The sequence below is a fragment of the Stutzerimonas sp. genome (assembly GCF_982611455.1).
Map to the genome: position 1 here is coordinate 24601 of NZ_CEXBBO010000019.1, position 24207 is coordinate 48807.

Genomic DNA, 24207 nt, shown 5'->3' on the forward strand with positions numbered 1-24207 from the left:
GCACGATCGCATTCTGATTAACGCCTGAGCACCGCGGTGCTTCAGGCAGACCGGAGAGAGCTGATGGATTCCTTCACCGCTTTCAGAAAGGGTTTTTCCAAACTTCTGGAAATCATCGTGGTTGCCAACGTAATCGCATTGACGTTGGTCGTTACAATCGGCTTCGCATCGCGGCTGGCCGGCTCGCCGTTCAGCTGGTACGACGAGGTGGCCTCTGTCGGTCTAGCTTGGCTCACCTACTACGGCGCGGCGTTGGCCGCGGCGAAGGGCGCCCACATCGGTTGCCCTAGCGTAATCAATTATTTCTCTCCAACGCTGCGCTTGCCAATCGCTCTGCTCGCTGAGGCGATCACGATCAGCTTCTTCGTGCTGCTGGCCTATACCGGCATGCAGGTCGTGCTCATCCTGGAAGGCTCCTCACTGGTCAGTCTCACCAACGTCTCGCTGCAGTTGACGCAATCAGTGCTGCCGATTGGATCGGTACTTTTCATCATCGCCGAGATCTTGCGATTGCCTGAAGTGATCAAGAGCGCGAAAGGCGATGGATTCGTCGATCACGAGTTGGAAGAAGTAGGCGTCAAGCCGGTGAAGGCATGACTGGGACAGTTCAGAGCGAGCGCCTGCTAAGGCGCTTGGGAGAATAACAAGATGATAATCCTCTACATGTTTCTGGGTCTGATCTTCCTCATCCTGATCAATGTCCCAGTCGCCATATCGCTGGGCATCGTCGGTGCGGTTGCAATCTTCTCCAGCTACGGTGCGCTGGCTCTTCCCAACATCGGGATGGTGATGTACGACGGCACCACCAGCTTCCCTCTAATTGCCATCCCACTTTTCATTCTCGCTGGCGCAATCATGAATGCCTCGAGCATCTCGCGGCGTCTGATCGATTTGGCCTCGGCGATGCTCGGGTTCATCAAGGGTGGGTTGTCGATGGTGACCATCGGCGCCTCGATCTTCTTCGCAGAGATTTCCGGTTCGGCGGTAGCGGGCGTATCGGCTATCGGCAGCATCATGATTCCGGCGATGACCCAGAAAGGGTACTCCAAGGAATTCGCGGCGGCATTGTCATCCTCGGCGGCCAGCCTGGCGATCATCTTGCCGCCATCGATTCCGATGATCCTTTACGCCGTGATGTCTGGAGAGTCGGTAGTGAAGATGTTCGTCGCCGGCATCTTCCCAGGCTTGCTCGGTGCCATGGGGCTGGCGGGCATGTGCTATTACCTGGCCAGGAAGAACAACTTTCCATCCGAAGGGGCCTTCCAGACCAAGCGGTTGTGGGAGGCGTTCAAGGGGGCAATCTGGGCGCTGTCGATTCCAGTCATCATCCTCGGTGGAATATTCGGCGGGGTCGTCACTGCAACTGAGGGAGCGGCGTTGGCAGTGGTGGTGGCGATCTTCATCAGTGCCTTCGTTTATCGCGAGTTCACCCTACGAACCTTTTACAAAGCTTGCCTCGATGCCGGCGTGCAAACCGCTGTGGTGATGCTGCTGGTGGCGAGTTCCGCGGTGGTGGGCCTCTACCTGACTGAAACGCAGCTGCCGCAGCAACTCGCCAGCTCCATCAGCGAGTGGACTAGCAACAAGTACGTGATCCTGGCGCTGCTTAACATCGTCTTCCTGATTCTCGGCGTCTTCCTGCATTCGGCAGCCGCGATCATTCTGGTGGTCCCGATCGTTTTGCCGCTGGTGCTTGCGGTGGGTATCGATCCAATTCACTTCGGTCTGATTGTCACGCTCAACCTGGCCATCGGCCAGCAAACTCCACCGGTCGCCAGTGTGCTGATCGCGTCCTGCTCGATCGCCAAGTCCGATATTTGGGCCACCTCCCGTACCAATCTGTGGTTCCTCGGGGTGCTCTTCGCGATTCTGCTGATCAACACCTACATCCCGGCCATTGCCATGGCTCTGGTGAATTTCGTTTACGGCGCGTGAGCGGCATCGAGCTAGAGGAGACGAAGATGAGTGATATGTCTCAGGGGCAGGTCGACTGTCGCATCGATCAGGGCGTCGCCTGGATCGGCTTCAACCGGCCGGAGAGTCGCAACGCGATGACTTGGACCATGTACGACGCACTGGAGCGTTTGTGCCGGGAATTGGAGGCGGACCCCGAAATCATCGCCGTGGTGTTTCATGGATGTGGCGGTAAGGCTTTCGTCGCCGGCACCGATATCAAGCAGTTCGCAGATTTCGAAGGTGGTGAAGCGGGCGTGAACTATGAGCGTCGGATCGACAGCGTGATCGCAGGACTGGAAAACCTGCGCAAGCCGACCATCGCCATGCTTGAGGGATTCTGTGTCGGCGGCGGCGCGGCCATCGCGCTGGCCTGCGACTTCCGCTATTGCACGCCCTCGCTGAAGTTTGGCGTGCCGATCGCCGAGACGCTTGGCAACTGCCTCTCGGTGACGAATGTTTCACGCCTCATGGATCTGCTCGGCGTACCGCGGACGAAGGAAGTGCTGATGGCAGCCAAACTGATCGAGGCACCGGAGGCGCTAGCGGCCGGCTTGGTCAGCGAGGTGTTCGAGCCCGACGTCATCAGTGCGGAGGTCGCTCGCAAGGCGCAGGCGTTTGCCGGTCGCGCACCGCTGACCGTGCAAGCGACCAAGGAGACCATCAACCGAGTACTGGCGCATCGGCGCACTCCGGCAGACGCCAGCGATGACTGGATACGAACCTGCTACGGCAGCCGCGACTTCAAGGCCGCCGTCGGCAAGTTCGTCAGCAAGACCCCGTTCGAATGGACCGGTGAGTAACGTCTCGCCGGTCCCAGTTTTGGAGAGCCAAGCATGCTTCCGCTAAGCAACGTGAAAATTCTGGATATCTCGCAAATCATGGCGGGCCCTTATTGCACCATGGTGCTGGGCGATCTCGGAGCCGAGGTGATCAAGGTGGAGAAGTCCAATGGCGGTGATGACAGCCGGCAAATGGGCCCCTATGTAAACGGCGAATCCACCTGTTTTTTTCAGATCAACCGAAACAAGAAGAGCATCTCGCTGAATCTGAAGGACCAACGGGCCAGGGATATTTTCTATCGGCTGGCCGCTGACGCCGACGTCATCGTCGAGAATTACCGGCCTGGCGTGACCCAATCGTTGGAGATCGACTACGAGACGATCCGTGCAATCAATCCAGGGATTATCTACTGCTCAATTTCCGGATATGGCCAAACCGGTCCCTACAGCAACAAAGGCGGTTTCGATCTAGTCGCTCAGGGTATGAGCGGTCTGATGTCGATGACCGGCGAGCCCGGCAAGCGTCCGTTGAAGACCGGCATAGCGGTTTACGATATCGGGGCTGGCCTTACCGCGATCTATTCGATTCTCGCCGCCTATATCCACAAGCAGAACACCGGGGAAGGGCAGCACATCGACATTGCCATCACCGAGTGCGGGCTGCCTTGGTTCGCCTGGGAGGCAGCGGCGTATTTCGCCAACGGTACCGTGCCGCAGCCTACCGGATCGCGTCACCGCATTTCGGCGCCGTATCAGGCCGTCAGAACTCAGGACGGCTACTTGATGCTCGGCTGCGCCAATCAGCGAACCTGGGAGCGCCTCTGCCGCGACGTGATCGCGCGCGAGGATTTGCTCGGCGACGAGCGTTTCGTCACCAATAGCGACCGAGCCCGCAATGTCGAGGTGCTCGAAGACCTTCTCGAAGGAATTCTGTCCCAGCAGCCCATGAAGCACTGGCTCGACCTGTGTGACACGGCCGGGGTGCCGGCAGGGCCGATCAACGATTTCGCCCAGGCCATGCACGACGAACACTACCTGGCACGCGGCATGGTCCAGCAAGTCAACCACCCGGTGATCGGCGAGATGAAAACGATCGGCTTTCCCACCAAGTTTTCCCGAACGCCCCTGGAGATCCGTCGACCAGCTCCGTTGTTCGCCGAGCACACCGACGAGGTTCTGCACGGGATTGGCATGAGCGATGAGGACATCGGCAGTCTGCGAAGCGAGGGTTGCATCCGCTGAAAGACGTCTGAGCTTTAATTTGTTGTGAATTCAAAACTCAAAATACAAGAACAAGATTTGGAGAACCGCCATGTTGAAACTCAACTTTCACCCGTCCGGACGTCATTTCCTGCAAATCCCAGGTCCTTCGCCTGTTCCGGACCGGATTCTGCGTGCCATGAGCTTGCCCACCATCGATCATCGTGGCCCCGAGTTCGGTGCGTTGGGCCGCGAACTGCTGGGCAAAATCCGTCGCGTGTTCAAGACGCAGCAACCGGTGGTGATCTATCCGGCGTCCGGTACCGGGGCGTGGGAAGCGGCCCTGATGAATACGCTGTCAGCGGGCGATCGGGTACTGATGTTCGAAACCGGGCATTTTTCCACCCTGTGGGAAAAGATGGCCCGACGCCTGGGGCTCGAGCCTGAATTCATCGGGCTGCCGGGTTACGAAGGTTGGCGTCGTGGTGTGCAGGCCGACATGATCGAGCGGCGCCTGAAGGAGGACAGCAGCCACATCATCAAAGCTGTCTGCGTGGTGCACAACGAAACGTCCACCGGCGTGACCAGTGACATTGCGTCGGTGCGTCGTGCCATCGATGCGGCCAAGCACCCAGCGCTGCTGATGGTGGACACCATTTCCGGCCTGGCCTGCGCCGATTACCAGCACGATGCCTGGGGCGTGGACGTCACCATCTCCGGTTCGCAGAAGGGGCTGATGCTGCCGCCGGGCATCAGCTTCAATGCGGTATCGGAGAAGGCGATCGAGGCCAGCCGCAGCGCGCAGCTGCCGAAGAGCTTCTGGGCCTGGGATGAGATTCTTGAACTCAACCGCAGCGGCTACTGGCCGTACACCCCCAACACCAACCTGCTGTACGGGCTGAACGAGGCGCTCGACATGCTGTTGGAAGAGGGGCTCGACCATGTTTTTGCACGCCATCAGCGTTGGGCCGCCGGGGTGCGCGCAGCCGTCAAAGCCTGGGGCCTGGAGGTGCAGTGCCAGGAGCCGAGCGTTTACTCGCCGGTGCTGACCGGTGTGGTGATGCCCGAAGGCGTGGATGCCGACGAGGTTCGCAGCCTGATCTACCGCCGCTTCGACCTTTCGCTGGGCACCGGGCTGGGCAAGGCGAAGGGCAAGATGTTCCGCATCGGCCATCTCGGTGATTGCAACGATCTCACCCTGATCGCCACCCTCGGCGGTTGCGAGGCCGGCCTGAAGATGTCCGGCGTGTCGCTCAAGGGCAGCGGTGTACTCGCCGCGCTGGACTATTTCGCAGCGAACCCGCTGGACGACGCGCGCTGACATTCCCCTTTGATGGCTGACATGGGAGGTCCTGATGACTTCGTTTACCGAACCCAAAATAACGGCCAGCAAAGTGTCGTCAGAGCGTGCTTCGGCGCTGGCGGCGCGGTTGCAGCGCGAAATCGCCGGCGAGGTGCTGTTCGATCGGGCGTCACGTGGCCGCTATGCGACGGATGCTTCGATCTACCAGATCACGCCGGTCGGCGTGGTGATTCCGCGCCATCAGCATGACTTGCAAGTGGCACTGGATATCGCGCGGGATGCCAAGGTCCCGTTGCTGGCGCGCGGTGGCGGCACCAGTCAGTGCGGGCAAACGGTTGGCGATGCGCTGGTGGTCGACACCAGCCGCTGGCTGAACCAGATCGTCGAATTCGACGCAGAAAACCTGACCGTGGTGGTCGAGCCGGGGGTGGTGCTCGATGAGCTGAACCGCTGGCTCAAGCCGCATGGGTTGTGGTTCCCGGTAGATGTATCGACTTCAGCCCAGTGCACCCTGGGCGGCATGGCGGGCAACAACTCCTGCGGCTCGCGCTCGATCCGCTACGGCAACATGGTGCACAACGTCTTGGGCATCGATGCGTTGCTGGCGGACGGTAGCGAGGCTCGCTTCGGTCTGCTCCACGAGCTGGCCCAGGGGCATCGGGTACGGCAGATCGCCCATGAGGTGCAGCGTATCGCCGAGCGCGAGCATGCCAATATCCGCGAGCATTATCCAAAGGTGCTGCGCCGCGTGGGCGGTTACAACCTCGATCTGTTCGACTGCCAGAATCCGCTCCCCTACGACGCGGCTGGCCAGGTCAACCTGGCCCATCTGCTGATCGGTTCGGAGGGTACGCTCGCGGTCACCCGTCGAATCAAGCTCAAGCTGGCACCGCTGCCCCGGCAAAAAGTGCTGGCGGTGGTGAACTTCCCGACCTTCTACCAGGCGATGGACCTGACCCAGCACATCGTGAAGCTCGACCCGACGGCGGTCGAACTGGTCGATCGCACGATGATTGATTTGTCGATGGAAAACCCATCCTTCAGGCCGGTGATCGAGAAGGCGCTGATCGGCCAGCCCGAGGCATTGCTGCTGGTCGAATTCGCGGGCGAGGACATCGCGGGTCTGCATGAGCAGCTCGGCAGACTGAGCGAGCTGATGGCCGACCTCGGATTACCCGGCAGTGTGGTCAGGATGACCGAGGCGGCGGAGCAGACGGCCCTGTGGAACGTACGCAAGGCCGGTCTGAACATCATGATGAGCATGAAGGGCGACGGCAAACCGGTGTCCTTCATCGAAGATTGCGCGGTGCCGCTGGAGCACCTGGCCGAATACACCGCCAAGCTCACCGAGGTATTTCACAAGCACGGCACCGAAGGCACTTGGTATGCCCACGCCAGCGTCGGCACCCTGCATGTACGGCCGATCCTCGACATGCGCCGCGATGGCGCGCAAAAGATGCGCGCCATCGCCGAAGAAGCGTCCGCGCTGGTGCGGGCTTACAAGGGGGCCTTTTCCGGTGAGCACGGGGATGGCCTGTGCCGTGGAGAATGGGTGGCCTGGCAATTCGGCCCGCAACTCAATGCCGCGTTCAAGGAGATCAAGCAGCTGTTCGATCCGGATAACCTGCTCAATCCGGGCAAGATCGTCGATACCCCGCGCATGGATGACCACAGCTATTTCCGCTTTCCCAAGACCTATCAGCCGATCCCGGTGATGCCGGTGCTCGACTGGTCGGAATGGAACGTGCTGCGCGATCCACTTACCGGCAAGCAGAGCGCGCCCGGCAGTGGCGCCGATCCGACCGGGGGGCTGATCGGCGCCGTGGAGATGTGCAACAACAACGGCCATTGTCGCAAATTCGACGCCGGCACCATGTGCCCAAGCTACCGAGCGACACACAACGAGCAACACCTGACCCGTGGTCGCGCCAACACGCTCCGTCTGGCGTTATCCGGCCAGCTGGGTCCCGATGGGCTGGCCAGCGAGGACGTCAAGGCCGCGCTCGACCTATGTGTGTCCTGCAAGGGTTGCAAGCGCGAATGCCCGACTGGCGTGGACATGGCGAAGATGAAAATCGAGGCCCGCGCCGCCTGGGCAAAAACGCATCCGCTGCCGCTACGCGAGCGAATGGTCGCGGAGATGCCACGCTATGCGCCGTATGCCCGCCATCTGGCCGGCGTGACGGGCCTCGTCGAGCACATGCCGCTGCTGTCGCAATGGCTCAAGCGCACGCTCGGGTTGGCCGGGCAGCGCGCGCTGCCGCGCTTCGCGGGTAACTTCCTAGCGACCGCTCCGGCAAGCCGTTCGACGCATACCCGGGAAGTCCTGCTGTTCGTCGATACCTTCAACAACTACATGGAGCCGGAGAACGCGCGAGCCGCCTGTCGCGTACTCGAGGCAGCCGGGTATCGGGTGCATTTCAACCAGGAGCCCCAGGAGCGGCCGCTGTGCTGCGGACGCACCTACCTGGCATCGGGACAGGTCGACAAAGCCAAGGCTGAGGCCAGGCGCACGCTCGACTATCTGCTGCCGTTCGTCGAGCGTGGCGTGAGCATCGTCGGGCTTGAACCCTCGTGCCTGCTGACCATGCGCGACGAGTTCCTGCGTTACGGCTATGGCGAACAGGCCAAGGCGTTGTCGAAGGCGTCCTTCCTGTTCGAGGAGTTTTTGGTCAGGGAGCAGGCTGTCGGTAATCTACAACTCAAGCTCAAGGGGCTGGATGCGCCGCGCGCGCTGTTGCACGGTCATTGCCATCAAAAAGCATTCGATGCGCTGCGACCGGTGGAGCAGGTGTTGCGCTGGATACCGGATCTGGAGGTCAGAACCGTCGAAACCTCGTGCTGCGGGATGGCCGGCAGTTTCGGCTACGAGCGCGAGCACTACGATGCCTCGATGCAGATGGCCGAGCTGGCGCTACTGCCGGCGGTGCGTAAGGCCGAAGCCAAGGATCTGATAGTCGCCGACGGTACCAGCTGTCGTCACCAGATCCATGACGGGGCGCAGCGCGAAGCCTTGCATGTGGCGAGGGTGCTGGAACAGGCGTTGGCCTGATACGTGGCGCGGGCGATCCTGGATGACAGGATCGCCAGTGGTGCAGGCTTGTTGGGCCGTGGGGCTGGCTGATTGCCGCTTGGGCGATCAGCTGGTGTCCCGGCAGCTACTCGTCGAACTCTTCCCAGCCGCCCATTTCTTTCCAGCGATTGACGATGCCGCAAAACAGCTCGGCGGTTTTCTCGGTGTCGTAGCGCGCTGAATGTGCTTCGCGCCCGTCGAAATCAATACCCGCAGCCTGGCAGGCTTTGGCCAGGACGGTCTGGCCGTAGGCGAGGCCGGCGAGGGTCGCCGTATCAAAGCTTGAGAAGGGGTGGAAAGGGTTGCGCTTGATATCGCAGCGACCGATCGCCGCGTTGAGAAAGCCAAGATCGAAACTGCTGTTGTGTCCAACCAGAATGGCGCGCTTGCAGCCGGCCGATTTAACTGCCTTGCGCACACTGCGGATGATTTCGCTCAGCGCCTGCGACTCGGGGACCGCCATGCGCAGCGGGTGGTCCAGCTTGATGCCGGTGAATTCCAGCGCCGCTGCCTCGATATTGGCTCCCGCGAAGGGTTCTACCCGGAAGAACAGCGTTTCCTGGGGATAGAGCAGGCCCTGCTCATCCATACCGATGGTCACGGCGGCGATTTCCAGCAGCGCGTCGGTGGCGCAGTTGAAGCCGCCGCACTCGACGTCCACGACCACCGGCAGGAAGCCACGGAAGCGTCTTGCCATGGGCGAGCGCGGCTTGCCGGGGAGATTGCCTTCGAGCTCGTCGTCGAACTGCTCGTCGCTCATGCGCTTGTCTCCAGCCGCCATTGCAGGGTTTCGCCCGCGCGCAGGGGGACCACGTTATGCTCGCCGAAGGGCAAATTGGCCGGCACGTTCCAGGATTCGCGTACCAGAGTGATCTGCTCGGTATTGCGCGGCAGACCGTAGAAGTCGGCACCGAAGTGGCTGGCGAAGGCTTCCAGTTTGTCCAGCGCCTGGCGTTGTTCAAACGCCTCGGCATAGAGCTCTATCGCAGCAAAGGCGGTGTAGCAACCGGCACAGCCACAGGCGTTCTCCTTGGCGTGTTGGGCGTGTGGTGCCGAGTCGGTGCCAAGAAAGAATTTCGGACTGCCGCTGGTCGCCGCGTCGAGCAGGGCTTCCTGGTGGATGTTGCGCTTGAGAATCGGCAGGCAGAAGAAGTGCGGGCGAATCCCGCCAACCAACATGTGGTTGCGGTTGTAGAGCAGGTGGTGGGCCGTAATGGTCGCGCCGACGTTGCTGCTGGATGCCTCGACGAACTGCACCGCGTCGCGGGTGGTGATGTGTTCGAACACCACTCTGAGGGTTGGGAAACGCTCGGTCACCCGGCTCAGTTGCTCGTCGATGAAGTACTTCTCGCGATCGAAGATATCGATTTCCGAACGGGTCACTTCGCCGTGCACCAGTAGCGGAAGACCGACTTCGGCCATGGTTTCCAGCACCGGAAAAATATTGTCGATGCGGGTCACGCCGGATGCCGAATTGGTGGTCGCACCGGCCGGATAGAGCTTGGCTGCGTGAACATAGCCGCTGGCCTGCGCCGCGCGGATGTCGTCGGGCTGCGTACCATCGGTGAGATAGAGCACCATCAGCGGCTCGAAGCTGTTGCCGCCCGGGCGAGCGGCAACAATGCGCTGGCGGTAAGCCTGCGCCTCGGCCGCGTTGCGAACCGGCGGGACCAGGTTCGGCATGATGATCGCGCGGGCGAACTGGCGAGCAGCGTCCGCCACGGTATGCGGCAACGCTGCGCCGTCGCGCAGATGAATATGCCAATCGTCGGGGCGCAGTAGAGTCAGTCGGTCGGACATGCAGGTTTCCAGGCGGGTAAAACGTGCGCAAATGCTACCGGAAAATTCGGTGGCTCGCTTCAGCCCCTGAAACTATAGGTGCCCTTTGGCGCTATTAGTCATCCGAGGGTGGCAAGACGCACGCGGGCGAAAAAGTGGCGACCGCTACGGTGGACAATCGCCATTGGGATTCGCCGCCCAGTTCCGGGCGGTCCGGGCGATCGTATCGGCCAGCTCGGCGATGGCGCGCTGATGGGCCAGTACCAGGCTCTCCAGCTCGATACCGGCCTGCTCGTGGATCACGCTGGCGCAGGTCAGCGTCCGGTTTTCCCGGTCACGCTCGCTCATCTCCAGGCTCCAGACGACATCCAGTGCAGCATGCCGGCCGGGCAGCGAGTCGAAGCGACGCACGTCGGCGCGCAGGCTCAGCACAGGTGTGTTCGAGCGTCCCGGTAGGCCCGCCAGATCACGTACGCCGAGGCGGTGTTCCAGCTCGATGGCCAGTGCATCATGGAATTCATCGGCCGGCGGCGAGGCCCAGAGCGCAGTTTCCAGGATGGCCAGGCGCCCGTCGCTTTCACGCACCACCAGGCTGGGCTGATCGGCTTGTACCGGGATGCGCACCGGCAGTACCTGTAACTGGAACCCGACGGCCTCGACCGTTTCGGCCGTTCGCGGCTGGGCGGCGATGAGCGTGTGATATCGAGTCGGCGTCGAGCTGCAGGCGTATAGGAACAGCGCGCTGCCGAGCATGAGCAGATAAGGGCGCAGAATCATGGCTGATGCTCCGGATTCAATTCGCGGGAAGTGGCTTGGCCTTTGTAGCTGCCCGGTGTTTCGTCGCCGCTGCGGCCGCGGATCAGCGATTCCGGGTGACGCCCGAGGTAATCCGAGAGGGTTCGCACCGAGCGCACCGCACGCTGGACTTCGTCGAGGGTATCGCCCAGCTGCCGACGTTGCGGCGAATCTTCGGCGAGTGCCTGGCTGGCGTTCTGCAGGGTCTGTTCCGATTGCTCCAGGGTTCGCTGGAGCTGTGGGAGTACGTCGCCATTGACTTGCTTCAAGGTCTGTCGCAATTCCCCGAGGCTGCCGTTGAGGTTGTCGGCCAGAGAGTCGATGGGCAGTTTGCTGAGTTTTTCGACCATGGCCTGCAGTTGTTCCTGCAACTTGTCGAAACTGCCGGCAATGGTGGGGATGGCCATTGGACGAGCATTCGGGTCGAAGGCAACCTTTGGCGCCCGCGGGTCGAAGTCCAGCGAAATGTAGAGCTGGCCGGTCAACAGATTGCCGGTGCGTGCCTGCGCCCTCAGCCCACGTTCGACGAATATCCGCATCAGACGAGCGGTATGTTCTTCGGTATCGCCGCCCAGGGTCTGGGTCAGCTTGTCGTGCGCAGCACCCAGACGGCTGGGAAAGATCACCGCGCCGACGACCACCGGAAAGCTCTTGTTCCGTTCGTCATAGTCGAGCTTGACCGATACCACACGGCCGATCGGTACGCCGAGGAATTCTACTGGCGCATCGACGTTCAGTCCTCGCAAGGTTTGGTCGAAGCGCATCTGCACATAATGCGCAGGACCATCCGCCGGTGCCATCGCCTGGCGGGCATCGGCGAACAGCGAGAATTGGCTATCTTGCGCGGCGGGCTCGGCGTCGGGGCTGTAGTTGGGCGCGCGAAAAGCGATGCCGCCAGCAAGGATGGCCGAGAGCGACTCGGTATTCACGCGAAGGCCATCGGCGGCAATGGACACGTCGATGCCGCTGGCATTCCAGAAACGCGTGTCGTCGGTGACGAACTGATCGTAGGGCGCGTTGACGAACACCTGTACCTGAATGCCCTTGCCGTCGTCGGCGAGCTTGAACGAAATTACCTGACCAACCTGGAGGCGACGGAAGTACACCGGCGAGCCAATGCCGAGCGAGCCCAGATCATCGGTGCGCAACGTGAACTGCTTGCCCTTGGCGCCGAAGGTCACCGGCGGTGGTGCTTCCAGGCCGACGAACTCGCGCCGGGTTTGCTCTGCGCGACCGGCATCCGCACCGATGAATGCGCCGGAAAGCAGTGTGTCGACGCCGGACACGCCGCTGGCCCCGATACGCGGACGCACGACCCAGAACTTGGTGTCTTCACGGGTAAAGGGCTCGGCATGCTGGTCCAGCTCGACTGTGGCGATGACCCGAGTGTGGTCTTCGCTCAGGGCGATCGCGGTGACCTGGCCGATGACCACGTTCTTGTATTTGACCTGAGTCTTGTTGGCCTCGAGCCCTTCTGCTGTCTCGAAACTCACGCTGATCTGCGGCCCGGCGGAAAGCCAGTTCTGCACAACCATGGAAAAGCCCACCAATGCGGCGGCGATAGGCACCAGCCAGACCAGCGAGACACGGACACGCCGCTGCCTGATTTCAGGCGTGCCGGCAGGGAGTTCAGGGTGGTGAGGGTTATCTGACATCGTTTTTATCTGCATCCCAGATCAATCGCGGATCGAAGCTCATCGAAGCCATCATCGTCAACACCACGACCAGCCCGAAGAACAGGATGCCCAGCCGTGGTTCGATGGTGCTCAGCGCGCGAAACTGCACCAGTGCCGCTACCAGCGCGACCACCAGTACGTCCAGCATCGACCAGTAGCCGATGGTTTCGATGAAACGGTAAAGCCGAGCGCGTTCGCGCATGGCCCAGCGACTGCGGCGCTGGGTGCTGATCAGCAGCATGCCGAGTACGAAGAACTTCATGCAGGGCACCCCGACGCTGGCAATGAAAATCAGCAGCGCAATGTCCCAGGAGCCGTCTTTCCAGAACTTAATCACGCCGCTGAGAATGGTATTTTCGCTGCCGCTGCCGAACATGTCGGTGTACATCACCGGCAACATGTTGGCCGGTATATAGAGCATCAGTGCGGCGAGCAGCAGTGCCCAGGTACGTGCCAGGCTGTTGGGCTTGCGCCTGTGCAGCAAGGCTTCGCAGCGCGGGCAATGGCGATCTTCCAAGCGACACGCCAGGCCGCAATCGTGGCAAAGCTGCAGGGCCAGTTCGGATGCATAGGGTGGCTGCGTCATCGTGCCGGCACATCCAGTTCGTCCCATAAACCGTCGCGCACATCACGACCGGCGATCAGCAGGATCAGCAGGATCAGAATGGTCAGGATGGCCATGGCCCAGAGGCCGATCCCCGGATGCACGTCGACCATACCGCCGAGCTTGATGATGGCGACGAGAATGCCCAGCAGGCATACCTCCAGCATGCTCCAGGGACGCAGATGTTCCAGCGCCCGCATGCAGGCGCGAAAACCCGGCGCGATCTGGCCGCTGCGCGCATGCACCAGCACCCAGGTCAGCAGGATGATCTGCAAGGCCGGCGCGAAAATGATGCTCAGGCCGGCGACCAGCGCGAGGGGCGTGATCCGCCCGTGAGCCAGCGCCTCGACGGTTCCCCACAACGTCGCCTCGTTACTGAGCCCTTGCAGGCCTATTTGCATGATCGGAAACGCATTGGCGAATAGAAACAGGATGGCGGCAGCCAGCGTAAGCGCCAGCAACTGATCGGCATTCAGCAGCCGAGCCCTTTCCAACAGCGCGCCGCAGCGCAGGCAGTGTGCCGTCTGTCGGCGGGCCAGGACAGGGCGCAGATATACCGAGTCGCAGTGTTCACAGATGATCAGTCGCTGCCTGTCCGGCTCGCTTGGCGCGGAGGAGAACGCCTGATCTACTGCATCGGCTGTTGGCTGTGACGATGAACTACTGGGATTCAAAGCATCCACTCGAGAGTTTTCGATTGAGAATCATCTGCTCGCCCATGAACGGATCGAAGCCAGCATCTACTCGGTACTGGCGGCGGTGAATGCTAGCAGGCTGTTGAAAAACTATCTGCGTTGCCTGGCCGGCAGCATCGATTCAGCGTTAGAAATCGCTTCGAAAAGGTAAACAGCGGCTGCTATCACGCCTAGACGCATGACAGTTACGGCGCTTGCCGGAGCGTCGGGCGGTTCGCCGCCGACCCGCAAACCTCAAGTTTTCCCGGCCCGGCCCGATAGCCCATGAGACCGCTTTGCTCTTGGAGTCCATCGTGCGCCTGCGCCCTCTTATCCTGGCTTGCCTGCTGGCCTCGCCAGCCAATGCCATCACTTTCCAGACACGTCTGGAGAGGGTGGAATGGCAGGTTGAAGGTGATCAATTCGAATGCCGGCTGGTGCAGCCGATTGCCGGTTTCGGTTCGGGAGAGTTCGTCAGGCGAGCGGGCGAGCAGGCGGTTTTCCGGCTGCAGTCGCCGGATCGCTGGTTGGGCAGTGGTTCGGCGACATTGCTGGCGGCGGCTGCGCCCTGGCAGCCGGCACGCAGCGATATCAACCTGGGGGTGGTGTCGGTCGGTGGCGGCGAAATTCCCTTCCACAGCTCCCATTTGCAAGCCGGGCGGCTGCTCAGTGGATTGCTGGATGGGCGCAGTCCGGTGGTGCGCCACCACACGCGGCACGGCGGCGAAGCGCTCGAGGTGCGGTTGTTGCCCGCGCGTTTCGGCAAGGCGTATGAGGAGTTTCGCGCCTGCACGGCGAAGCTGCTGCCAGTGAATTTCGATCAGATTCGCCAATCCCAGATCGGCTTTCCCAGCAGTGATGTGGCTCTCGATGCGCTGGGCCAGGCCAAGCTCGATATCATTGTGCAGTTTCTCAAGGCCGATCCGAGCGTCAATCGTATCCAGCTCGACGGCCATTCGGACAACAGTGGCAACCGACTCACCAATCGCGATCTGTCCCGCCGCCGCGCGCTGGCGGTTGAAGAATACCTGACTGCCAATGGCGTGCCGAAGGAGCAGGTCACCGTGCGCTTTCATGGTGAGCGCTACCCGTTGGTTCCTAACAACGGCGAAGCCAATCGCGCCAAGAACCGCCGAGTGACTCTGCGTCTGGATCGCGCCCCGGTGAGTACCGCTGCGATAGCCGAGACCACCACCCCGGCATCCTGAGATCGCGAAGCGCCCCTGTAAAACAAACGTCGCGACCAGTAGAATCCCCGCTTTCCTTCAATCCCGGGAGTGGATGGCAATGGCCGACGTAAAGAAGGTAGTCCTGGCGTATTCCGGTGGCCTGGACACCTCGGTGATCCTCAAGTGGCTGCAAGACACCTATAACTGCGAAGTTGTGACCTTCACCGCCGACCTCGGTCAGGGCGAAGAAGTCGAGCCAGCCCGCGCCAAGGCCAAGGCCATGGGTGTCGAGGAAATCTACATTGATGATCTGCGCGAAGAGTTCGTCCGCGATTTCGTTTTCCCTATGTTCCGTGCCAACACCGTTTATGAAGGCGAGTACCTCCTCGGTACGTCCATCGCCCGACCGCTCATCGCCAAGCGTTTGATCGAGATCGCCAACGAGACGGGCGCCGATGCCATCTCCCACGGCGCCACCGGCAAGGGCAACGACCAAGTGCGTTTCGAGCTGGGCGCCTATGCGCTCAAGCCTGGCGTCAAGGTCATCGCCCCCTGGCGCGAATGGGATTTGCTGTCGCGTGAAAAGCTGATGGATTACGCCGCCACGCACGAGATTCCGATCGAGCGTCACGGCAAGAAGAAGTCGCCGTATTCCATGGACGCCAACCTGCTGCACATCTCTTACGAGGGCGGCGTGCTGGAAGACACCTGGACCGAGCACGAAGAAGACATGTGGCGCTGGACCAAATCGCCGGAAGCCGCACCGGACACCCCGACCTATATCGAGCTGACCTACCGCAAGGGTGACATCGTCGCCATCGACGGCAAGGACATGACCCCGGCCGAAGTGCTGACCTACCTGAACAAGGTCGGTGGCGAGAACGGTATCGGTCGTCTGGATATCGTCGAAAACCGCTACGTCGGCATGAAGTCGCGCGGCTGCTACGAGACCCCCGGCGGCACCATCATGCTCAAGGGCCACCGCGCCATCGAGTCGATCACCCTCGATCGTGAAGTCGCTCACCTGAAAGACGAGCTGATGCCCAAGTACGCCAGTCTGATCTACAACGGCTATTGGTGGAGCCCGGAGCGCAGCATGCTGCAGCAGATGATCGATGCATCGCAGATTTCTGTGAACGGCGTGGTCCGTCTGAAACTCTACAAGGGCAACGTCATCGTCACCGGACGCAAATCCAATGACTCGCTGTTCGATGCCAACATCGCGACCTTTGAAGATGATGCCGGTGCCTACGATCAGGCCGATGCGGGTGGTTTCATCAAGCTCAACGCACTGCGTATGCGCATTGCCGCGAACAAGGGCCGGACGCAGTTCTAAAACGACTGCTGCGCCGCGCCCGACCATAACCCCGGCACCAGCCGGGGTTATGCTTTCTGCACAGCCACAAGCCTGCCGAATGAGGAGAACCAACCATGAGATTGCTGCATACCATGCTGCGAGTGGGCGATATGGATCGCTCCATCGCCTTTTACACCGAAGTGCTGGGCATGACGCTGCTGCGCCGCAAAGATTATCCCGAAGGCAAGTTCACCCTGGCCTTCGTCGGCTACGGCGACGAAGCGCATAACAGCGTGTTGGAGCTGACCCACAACTGGGGCGTCGACAAGTACGACCTGGGCGATGGCTACGGCCATATCGCGCTGGAGGTGGAGGACGTTTACAAGGCCTGCGAGGACATCCGCAGCCGCGGGGGCAAGATTACCCGTGAGCCGGGACCGATGAAGCATGGCACCAGCATCCTCGCGTTCATCGAAGATCCAGACGGGTACAAGGTCGAATTGCTGTCGCCGTCGCGTCGGGATTGAGTCCGAACGCGCACAAAAAGCCCCGTTTACAGACTGTGTGAAAACTACTGCGCTCGGTTATGCTGCGTTAAAAACAGGCTCGGAATGCTCATTTACAACTCGTAAACTCCGCTTCCTTGCCTGTTTTTGCCTTGCCTAACCTTCGCTCGCTACGTTTTCACACGGTCTGTTTACGGGGCTTTTCGCTTCAGAGATCGAAGTCGAATTCGTTGAGTTGCCTCTGAAGTCGGCGCTCTTCGAGCAGGTTGTCGATAATTCGCCGCTTGGTCAGATTGGTTTTGGCTACTTCAACCGGAGCCTCGGCAGTATCGTCTTCGTCCTCGGCGACGAAGTCGTCTTCAATCTGGATATCTTCTTTCTCGGACACTTTGTTACTCCACGGCTAAGGCGCGTTGTTGGCGCACCTTATAGCGACAAAAGACAAGGCCGTAAAAAAGATTTTTTCAATCGGGCGATAGGGTTTTCTGCTGACTTATCAATCGTCCGAGGTCTTGTGCTTGTATTCGCAAAGGTCTTCTATTCGACAGCTTCCACATTGCGGCTTGCGCGCCTTGCAGACGTAGCGGCCATGCAGAATCAGCCAGTGATGCGCATCGAGCAGGTATTCCTTCGGCACGAACTTGATCAGCCGTCGCTCGACCTCCAGCACGTTCTTGCCGGGCGCGATATTGGTGCGGTTGGCGACCCGGAAGATGTGTGTGTCGACGGCCATGGTGAACTGGCGAAAGGCGGTATTCAGTACGACATTGGCGGTTTTTCTGCCGACGCCTGGTAGGGCTTCGAGATCTTCGCGATTGTCCGGCACCTGGCTGCCATGTTTCTCGATCAGGATGCGGCAGGTCTCGAGCACGTTCTTGGCCTTGCTCGGGTAGAGGCCGATGGTCTTGATGTAGCTGCACAGGCCATCGTAACCGAGCGCGTAGATCGCTTCCGGCGTGTTGGCGATCGGATATAGTTTGGCGGTTGCCTTGTTGACGCCGACGTCGGTGGCCTGGGCGGACAGGATCACTGCGATCAATAGCTCGAACGGCGTGCCGTATGCCAGCTCGGTCTTCGGCTCGGGGTTGTCTTCGTGAAAGCGGCGGAATATTTCGCGACGTTTTGCGGCGTTCATGAAAGCAATCCATTCGGCATCATTCGATCACCCCGGTTACTCGAACTCGGCGGCTCTGCACAGGCGCGTCCGGCTGTCTGGCTTTGGCGCGCTCTGCCAGCTGTTCATCGATGCCGTTCTTCAGCGCAATCAACAGACCGAGCACGATGAATGCGCCGGGCGGCAGGATAGCCAATAGGAAGCCCTTGTATTCGCTGAATACGGTGAGTTGCCAGTCGGCGGCAATCGGGCCGAACAGCAGGTGCATATTGGCGAACAGAATCCCGGTGCCGAACAACTCGCGCAGGCCGCCCAATATCAGAAGCACAAGGGCAAAACCCAGCCCCATCAGCAGGCCGTCGAACCCCGCGATCAGCGGGTTGTGCTTGGCGGCAAAGCCATCGGCGCGACCAAGGATCACGCAGTTGGTGGTGATCAACGGAATGAAGATGCCAAGGATCTGATACAGCTCGTAGGTGTAGGCCTGCATCAACAGTTCGATGCAGGTGGTCAGGGCCGCGATGATCATCACGAAAGCCGGCAGGCGCACGGCGGTATTGACCACGCCGCGCACCAGCGACACGCCGATGTTCGAGCAGACCAGCACCAGTGCCGTGGCAAGCCCAAGCCCGAGAGCGTTGACCGCCGAGTTACTAACCCCGAGCAGCGGGCAGAGCCCCAGCAGCTGGACCAGCGCCGGGTTGTTCTTCCACAGGCCATTGATGCTCAGTTCGCGGTAACTGGGGTTGCTCATGGTGTATTGCCTTTCTGCTCGAGCTGCGGGTCGGTGACCTGCAGTTCCTCACGGGTCGCGGCGGCGCCTGCGCGTGAATGGGTTGTCGTTTCGGCGGGTTCTGCTGCGCTTTTCAACGCATCTTCGGGCGCTATCGGGTTGGTTGACGCGCCGAGCAACTCGGCCTTGTTCGCGTCGAAATATTGCAGAGCTCGGTGCACCGCACCAACAACGGCGCGAGGGGTGATGGTGGCACCAGCGAACTGGTCGAAATCGCCGCCATCCTTCTTTACTGCCCAACCGGACTCGTCGGGCTTGCCTAGCGACCGGTTCTCGAAGCTGCGAATCCACTGGCTCTTCGCTAGCTCGATTTTGTCACCGAGCCCGGGTGTCTCGCGGTGACCAACTACGCGCACGCCGGCTACCCGACCATCGGCCCGGATCCCTACGAGCAAATGGATGGCACCGCTGTAGCCATCCGGCGCGATGGCCTGGAGAATCACTGCGCTGGGCTTGCCGTCTTTGATCGCGATATAGGCGGGCAGCGGTCGCTTGGTCTCGAGCAGGGGATCATGCACATCAACGCCGTTGTCGAGCAATTGGTTGTCGTAGCTGTCTCGGGGCAGGATTTCGTTCAGCGCACGCAGCTGTGCGGCCCGTTCGGACGCCTGGATGCGTTCGGCGGTGAATTGCTGCATGAGCGTTACCGCGCCTACGGTCACGATGGCAAACAGGCCCAGCACCAGGCTGTTCTTGAGCATCGAGCGGCTGAGTTCAGGAAGAATCATGTCATTCGCCCAGCTTGAAGCCGCGCTCGGCCTTGCGATGGCCGTAGGTGCGCGGGCGGGTGTAGTAGTCGATGGTCGGCGCGCACAGGTTCATCAGCAGCACGGCGAACGCAACGCCGTCCGGGTAGCCGCCCCAGGCACGAATCACGTAGACCAGAATGCCGGTGCCGACTCCGAAGATCAGACGCCCCTGGTTGCTGGTGGCGCTGCTCACCGGATCGGTAACGATGAAAAACGCGCCCAGCATGGTTGCGCCGCTGAGCAGGTGAAACAGGGGGGAACCATGGCTATCGGAACCCGAACCGTTCCAAAACAGCAGACTCATTATCCCCAGCGCAGCAAGCATGCCGATCGGTGCGTGCCAGCTGAACAGCCGCTTGTGCAGCAAGAACAAACCGCCAGCAAGAAACGCCAGATTGACAGCCTCGGAACCAATGCCGCCAAAGTGGCCAAAGGCCGGACTGGCCCAGAGCTCATCGATCGTCAGGCTTTTATTGACCTTGAGTACGTCCAGTGCGGTGGCCTGGGACCAACCGTCAGGTAGCGAGGCGAAGCCAAGGATGTGTTGCAGACCGTCTATAAGACCGACGCTGTGCGGGATTGGCCAAGTTGTCATCTCGATCGGGAACGAAACCAGCACCACGACGTAACCGATCATCGCCGGGTTGAAAGGGTTCTGGCCGAGGCCGCCATAGAGCTGTTTGCCGAAGATGATGGCGCTGCCGGTGGCAATCAGCGTCAGCCACCAGGGAGCGTAGGGCGGTAATGCGAGCGCCAGCAGCACGGCAGTAACCAGCGCACTGCCGTCACGCAGGAAGAATTGCACCGGCCGCTGGCGCAGCTTCAAAACCAGCGCCTCGCAGCCGAGCGCCGCGGCACTGGCCCAAACCAGATTGATCAACGTTCCGGCGCCGTATAGCCAGGTCAGCACCACCACCCCGGGCAGCGTGGCGGCCAGCACCAGCAACATGACCCGCTGGGTGCGGTTGTTGCCTTTTGTATGCGGTGAGGTGATGCGAGGCAGGGCCATTGGCTCTCCGGTCAGATGCTTTGCAGGGTGGAGATCGCATTCAGGCCGATCGTCGCTCCCGGATAGTTGCGCCGGCGGCGTAGCTATCTACGAATCAGTGTGTTCTTGCAACTTGCGCTCGGCTTCGTTCAGACGCGTCCGTGCGGCCTCGACGTCTCTGGTGTCGCTGTTTGTATCGCGCTCCAGTTTGCGCAGATCCGCTCGGGCAAAAGCGACATCGGTCTTCAGCGTGCGAGTCAGTTCGTCTATCGGACGCTTGTCGGTGCGCACCAGCTCCGGCTCTGGCTTGCCGGAATTCGCTTCAACGTCATGTAGTGCCTGCTCGGCGCTGGCCAGGCCATCACGCAGCTTGCTCAGCTCGGCGTCTTCAGCGCCGGCCTTTTCGGCCTTCTTGAGTTCGGCACGCTTCATCGCCAGCTCAATTTTGGCTTTCTTCAGGGCTTCGCCGCCGGTTGTTTTGGAGGCAGGCGGGGGAGCGCTTTCGGTTGTCGATGCAAGCATCTTTTCAGCCTCGGCCAGCTGCGACTGCAAGCGGCTCAGCTCGATATCCTGTTCGGAATTGCGAGCTTCTACTTTTCCCAGCTTGCGGACCTGGGCACGAAGCATGGCGGCTTCGATCTTGGCTTTTTTTACGTCGTCGCTCTGGGCAGCGGGCTTGCCCGGTGCGATGGGCGCGCTGTCTTGTATCGATGCAAGCGCCTTTTCGGTCTCGGCCAGCTGTGATTGCAAGCGGCTCAACTCTGCGTCTTGCTCGGGATCGCGAGCGTCGAGTTTTTCCAACTTGCGTATCTGAGCACGCAGCATGGCGGCTTCGATCTTGGCTTTTTTCGCGGCTTCGTCGTTCGCTGCAGGTGTTGTGACGGTTGTGTCCGTCACGGCTGCGTTGGCTTCATCCAGGGCCTTCTGGGCGTTGGCAGCGACAATGCGCAGATCGGCGACCTGAGCCTCGAGCTCCGGTGTCGCGTGCGCTGCGAGTTGCTTTTCGGCCTTTTTCAAGGCGACCTGAGCCATGCTGGCTTCAATTTTGAGTTTCTTCTGCTGCTCTGACAGTCCGGCTTTTTGTGCTTGAACGCGAGCGACCGGGTCGTCCTGGTTGGGCACCGAGCTGGTTTCCGCTTGAGTCGCCTTGGCGCGTGCTGCGCGCTCGGCGCGGGCTTTGCGATCTGCTTCCTTTTGCTCCTCGGCCCGCCGCAGGCGTTCCTGGCGCAATTCGAAACGTTGTTTGGAGTGATCGGCCTTTTGCTGCTTCTGCTCCAGCGCACGAATCTCGCCCTTGGCCGCGCGGTAGTACTGCACCAGCGGAATGCTCGACGGACAGACATAAGCGCAGGCGCCACATTCGATGCAATCGAACAGGTTGTAGGCCTTCAGCTGTTCGTGTTCTTGCCCGAGGGCAAAAAAATGCAGTTGCTGGGGCAGGAGGCTGGCCGGGCAGACCTCGGCACACTCACCGCAACGAATGCATGGCAGGGCGGGCGGTGGTGGTGGCAGCTCGGCCAGGGTGCTAGCCAGCAGGCAGTTGGTGGTCTTGATCAGCGGCACGTCCATCGATGGCAAGGTGAAGCCCATCATCGGGCCGCCCATGATCAGCCGGTTGAGTTTGCTGCCGTCGAGGCCTGCAAAGGCCAGTAGTTCCGCCACTGGCGTGCCGATCAGGGCTTCGACATTCATCGGCCGCGCCAGCGCTCCGCCGGTCAGGGTGGCGACACGGGATATCAACGGCTTGCCGAGCAGGACTGCGTCGTGAATGGCCACGCAGGTGCCGACATTCTGGCAGAGCATGCCGATATCGGCGGGCAGACCGCCGCTGGGGACTTCCTCGCCGGTGAGTATCTGGATGAGCTGCTTCTCTCCGCCGGATGGGTATTTGGTCGGAAAAACCTTTACCGCATAAGGCCGCTCGTCGACCGCCGCCTGCACGGCAGCGATGGCTTCGGGTTTGTTGTCTTCGATGCCGATCAGCACCTGCTCCGGCTGGATCAGATACGCAAGGATTTCGATACCGGCCACCAGCTCGGCAGCCTTTTCGCGCATCAATAGGTCATCCGCGGTGATATAGGGCTCGCACTCGGTGCCGTTGATGATCAGTGTGCGGACCTTTTGGCTCGGTGAAGCGCTCAGTTTGACCGTCGTGGGGAAGCCTGCGCCTCCCAGGCCGCTGATACCGGCCTGGCGAATGATGTCCAGCAATTCTGCAGGCGGCAGCTGAGCGTATTCGGGGCGCGGTTGCAGCTCGATCCACTCGTCCTGAGCATCGCTGTCGATAACGATGGCGGCACTGAGTATCCCCGATACGTGCGGGTAAGGCTGTGGCCCGATGAGACTGACTGTGCCGGAGGTCGGCGCGTGAACCGACGCGCTGACGAACCCACTCGCTTCTGCAATTTTCTGCCCTTTGAGCACACGTTCGCCGAGCGTCACGCAGGGCTCGGCCGGGGTACCCAGGTGCTGGGCGAGCGGCACAACCAATTGCGCGGGCAATGGCATCTTCTGGATCGGCGTGCGGTTGGAGAGCGCCTTGCGCTCCGGCGGATGAATGCCGCCGTGAATGTCCCAGACGGTCAACGAAGTCATGCAGCCTGCTCCCGGTCGCTGGCGATCAGCTGGCCTGGCGCCAGCGGCTGGCCCCACTTCCAGCTCTGCAGGTTGCTGCCCACTTCGATCATGTCGATACAGTCGACTGGGCAGGGCTCTACGCAAAGGTCGCAACCGGTGCATTCGGAAACAATGACTGTGTGCATCTGCTTCGCCGCACCGACGATCGCGTCGACCGGACAAGCCTGAATACACTTGGTGCAGCCGATGCACTCGGCCTCTCGGATATAGGCGACGCGGGGAGGGACTTCGCCCTCGACGGCATCGAGTGGCTCGGGCTCGACGTCGAGCAGATCGGCCAGCGCCTGGATCGTCGACTCGCCGCCCGGTGGGCATTTGTTGATCTTGTCGCCGCCGGCAATCGCCTCGGCGTAGGGCTTGCAGCCCGGATAGCCACACTGACCGCACTGGGTCTGCGGCAACAAGGCGTTGATCTGTTCGGCGATCGGGTCGCCCTCGACACGAAAACGCACCGCGGCAAAACCGAGAATTGCGCCGCATACCAGGCACAGCGCGAGCAAGGCGAGCACAGCAATAACGACCACGCTCATAGCTTGATCAACCCGGAAAAGCCCATGAACGCCAGCGACATCAAGCCGGCGGTGACCATGCCAATCGCAGCGCCCTGAAAGGACTTGGGCACATCGGCAATCGCGATGCGCTCGCGCATGGCTGCGAACAATACCAGTACCAGGGAAAACCCGAGGCCGGCGGCAAAGCCGTTCGCCGTGGCGGTAATAAAGGTGAATTCCGATTTGTTGGCGTTCAGCAGGGCGACCCCCAACACAATGCAGTTTGTGGTGATCAGCGGTAGAAAAATGCCCAGCACCCGGTACAGCAGCGGGCTGGTCTTGTTCACCACCATTTCGGTGAACTGCACCACGACGGCGATTACCAGGATGAAGCTAATGGTGCGCAGAAATTCGAGGTCCAGCGGCTTGAGCACATACTGCTGAACCAGGTAGCTGCACATCGCGGCCAGCGTCAAGACGAAGGTTGTCGCCAGCGAAAGGCCGATAGCGGTTTCGATCTTCTTCGATACACCCATAAACGGGCAAAGACCGAGAAACTGCACCAGCACGAAGTTGTTGACCAGAATGGCGCTAACCATGATCAGGGCGAGTTCGGTCATCACG

23 protein-coding genes are annotated in these 24207 nt (G+C 60.9%); 9 read left to right on the forward strand and 14 right to left on the reverse strand.

Annotation, left to right across the window (positions count from 1 at the left end):
• The first annotated feature begins 63 nt into the window (after positions 1–63).
• The 6 genes from AC2LD7_RS12875 (at position 64) to AC2LD7_RS12900 (ending at position 8290) form a co-directional block, all read left to right on the forward strand.
• A complete protein-coding gene (locus AC2LD7_RS12875) occupies positions 64–597 on the forward strand; it encodes a TRAP transporter small permease (protein WP_484598129.1) in 534 nt (177 codons plus the stop codon).
• A gap of 51 nt (positions 598–648) precedes the next feature.
• A complete protein-coding gene (locus AC2LD7_RS12880) occupies positions 649–1935 on the forward strand; it encodes a TRAP transporter large permease (protein WP_484598130.1) in 1287 nt (428 codons plus the stop codon).
• A gap of 26 nt (positions 1936–1961) precedes the next feature.
• Positions 1962–2756: an enoyl-CoA hydratase/isomerase family protein gene (locus AC2LD7_RS12885; RefSeq protein WP_484598131.1), complete on the forward strand. Its 795-nt coding sequence runs from the start codon at positions 1962–1964 to the stop codon at positions 2754–2756.
• A 33-nt stretch (positions 2757–2789) separates the two neighbouring features.
• Positions 2790–3977, forward strand: a complete 1188-nt coding sequence (locus tag AC2LD7_RS12890; protein ID WP_484598132.1) for a CaiB/BaiF CoA transferase family protein — start codon at positions 2790–2792, stop codon at positions 3975–3977.
• 70 nt (positions 3978–4047) lie between these two features.
• Positions 4048–5256 carry a pyridoxal-phosphate-dependent aminotransferase family protein gene (locus tag AC2LD7_RS12895; protein ID WP_484598133.1) on the forward strand — a complete coding sequence of 403 codons (1209 nt, stop codon included), beginning with the start codon at positions 4048–4050 and terminating at the stop codon, positions 5254–5256.
• A gap of 34 nt (positions 5257–5290) precedes the next feature.
• Positions 5291–8290, forward strand: coding sequence for an FAD-binding and (Fe-S)-binding domain-containing protein (locus tag AC2LD7_RS12900; RefSeq protein ID WP_484598134.1), 3000 nt, complete (start codon positions 5291–5293; stop codon positions 8288–8290).
• Positions 8291–8396: 106 nt separating this feature from the next.
• Here AC2LD7_RS12900 and rnt read toward each other — a convergent pair whose 3' ends face one another.
• From rnt to AC2LD7_RS12930, 6 genes are all read right to left on the reverse strand, one after another.
• Complete coding sequence (gene rnt, locus AC2LD7_RS12905; RefSeq protein WP_484598135.1) at positions 8397–9071, reverse strand: ribonuclease T; 675 nt, start codon at positions 9069–9071, stop codon at positions 8397–8399.
• On the reverse strand, positions 9068–10111 hold the full coding sequence (gene pyrC, locus AC2LD7_RS12910; protein ID WP_484598136.1) for a dihydroorotase: 1044 nt from the start codon (positions 10109–10111) through the stop codon (positions 9068–9070). Before pyrC ends, rnt begins: the two co-directional genes overlap by 4 nt.
• Positions 10112–10255: 144 nt before the next feature.
• A complete protein-coding gene (locus AC2LD7_RS12915; RefSeq protein WP_484598137.1) occupies positions 10256–10867 on the reverse strand; it encodes a PqiC family protein in 612 nt (203 codons plus the stop codon).
• A complete protein-coding gene (locus AC2LD7_RS12920; RefSeq protein WP_484598138.1) occupies positions 10864–12540 on the reverse strand; it encodes a PqiB family protein in 1677 nt (558 codons plus the stop codon). Before AC2LD7_RS12920 ends, AC2LD7_RS12915 begins: the two co-directional genes overlap by 4 nt.
• The gene (locus AC2LD7_RS12925; protein ID WP_484598139.1) at positions 12530–13147 is read right to left on the reverse strand and encodes a paraquat-inducible protein A; all 618 of its coding nucleotides are present in this window, start codon (positions 13145–13147) and stop codon (positions 12530–12532) included. Before AC2LD7_RS12925 ends, AC2LD7_RS12920 begins: the two co-directional genes overlap by 11 nt.
• Positions 13144–13749: a paraquat-inducible protein A gene (locus AC2LD7_RS12930; RefSeq protein ID WP_484598185.1), complete on the reverse strand. Its 606-nt coding sequence runs from the start codon at positions 13747–13749 to the stop codon at positions 13144–13146. The genes AC2LD7_RS12925 and AC2LD7_RS12930 overlap by 4 nt, the downstream gene beginning before the upstream one ends.
• Positions 13750–14153: 404 nt before the next feature.
• Between AC2LD7_RS12930 and AC2LD7_RS12935 the strand changes: the two genes are divergently transcribed.
• The 3 genes from AC2LD7_RS12935 to gloA all read left to right on the forward strand — a co-directional run bounded on the left by AC2LD7_RS12935 (position 14154) and on the right by gloA (position 16832).
• Positions 14154–15047 (forward strand): flagellar protein MotY, encoded by an 894-nt coding sequence (locus AC2LD7_RS12935; protein WP_484598140.1) that lies wholly within the window; start codon positions 14154–14156, stop codon positions 15045–15047.
• A gap of 79 nt (positions 15048–15126) precedes the next feature.
• Positions 15127–16344 (forward strand): argininosuccinate synthase, encoded by a 1218-nt coding sequence (locus AC2LD7_RS12940; protein ID WP_484598141.1) that lies wholly within the window; start codon positions 15127–15129, stop codon positions 16342–16344.
• A gap of 95 nt (positions 16345–16439) precedes the next feature.
• The gene (gene gloA / locus AC2LD7_RS12945; protein ID WP_484598142.1) at positions 16440–16832 is read left to right on the forward strand and encodes a lactoylglutathione lyase; all 393 of its coding nucleotides are present in this window, start codon (positions 16440–16442) and stop codon (positions 16830–16832) included.
• A 187-nt stretch (positions 16833–17019) separates the two neighbouring features.
• Here the strand turns inward: gloA and AC2LD7_RS12950 are convergent, their stop codons facing one another.
• The 8 genes from AC2LD7_RS12950 to rsxA all read right to left on the reverse strand — a co-directional run bounded on the left by AC2LD7_RS12950 (position 17020) and on the right by rsxA (position 24203).
• On the reverse strand, positions 17020–17199 hold the full coding sequence (locus AC2LD7_RS12950; RefSeq protein WP_484598143.1) for a PA3496 family putative envelope integrity protein: 180 nt from the start codon (positions 17197–17199) through the stop codon (positions 17020–17022).
• 108 nt (positions 17200–17307) lie between these two features.
• Positions 17308–17946, reverse strand: a complete 639-nt coding sequence (gene nth / locus AC2LD7_RS12955) for an endonuclease III (protein ID WP_484598144.1) — start codon at positions 17944–17946, stop codon at positions 17308–17310.
• Between the two features lie 19 nt (positions 17947–17965).
• Positions 17966–18679: an electron transport complex subunit E gene (locus AC2LD7_RS12960; RefSeq protein ID WP_484598145.1), complete on the reverse strand. Its 714-nt coding sequence runs from the start codon at positions 18677–18679 to the stop codon at positions 17966–17968.
• Entirely contained in the window at positions 18676–19446 is a 771-nt protein-coding gene (gene rsxG, locus AC2LD7_RS12965; RefSeq protein ID WP_484598146.1) for an electron transport complex subunit RsxG, read from the reverse strand. Before rsxG ends, AC2LD7_RS12960 begins: the two co-directional genes overlap by 4 nt.
• A 1-nt stretch (position 19447) precedes the next feature.
• Positions 19448–20476, reverse strand: a complete 1029-nt coding sequence (gene rsxD / locus AC2LD7_RS12970) for an electron transport complex subunit RsxD (protein WP_484598147.1) — start codon at positions 20474–20476, stop codon at positions 19448–19450.
• A gap of 87 nt (positions 20477–20563) precedes the next feature.
• Complete coding sequence (gene rsxC, locus AC2LD7_RS12975) at positions 20564–23050, reverse strand: electron transport complex subunit RsxC (protein WP_484598148.1); 2487 nt, start codon at positions 23048–23050, stop codon at positions 20564–20566.
• Positions 23047–23622, reverse strand: a complete 576-nt coding sequence (gene rsxB, locus AC2LD7_RS12980; RefSeq protein WP_484598149.1) for an electron transport complex subunit RsxB — start codon at positions 23620–23622, stop codon at positions 23047–23049. Before rsxB ends, rsxC begins: the two co-directional genes overlap by 4 nt.
• On the reverse strand, positions 23619–24203 hold the full coding sequence (gene rsxA, locus AC2LD7_RS12985) for an electron transport complex subunit RsxA (RefSeq protein ID WP_484598150.1): 585 nt from the start codon (positions 24201–24203) through the stop codon (positions 23619–23621). Before rsxA ends, rsxB begins: the two co-directional genes overlap by 4 nt.
• Positions 24204–24207 lie beyond the last annotated feature (4 nt).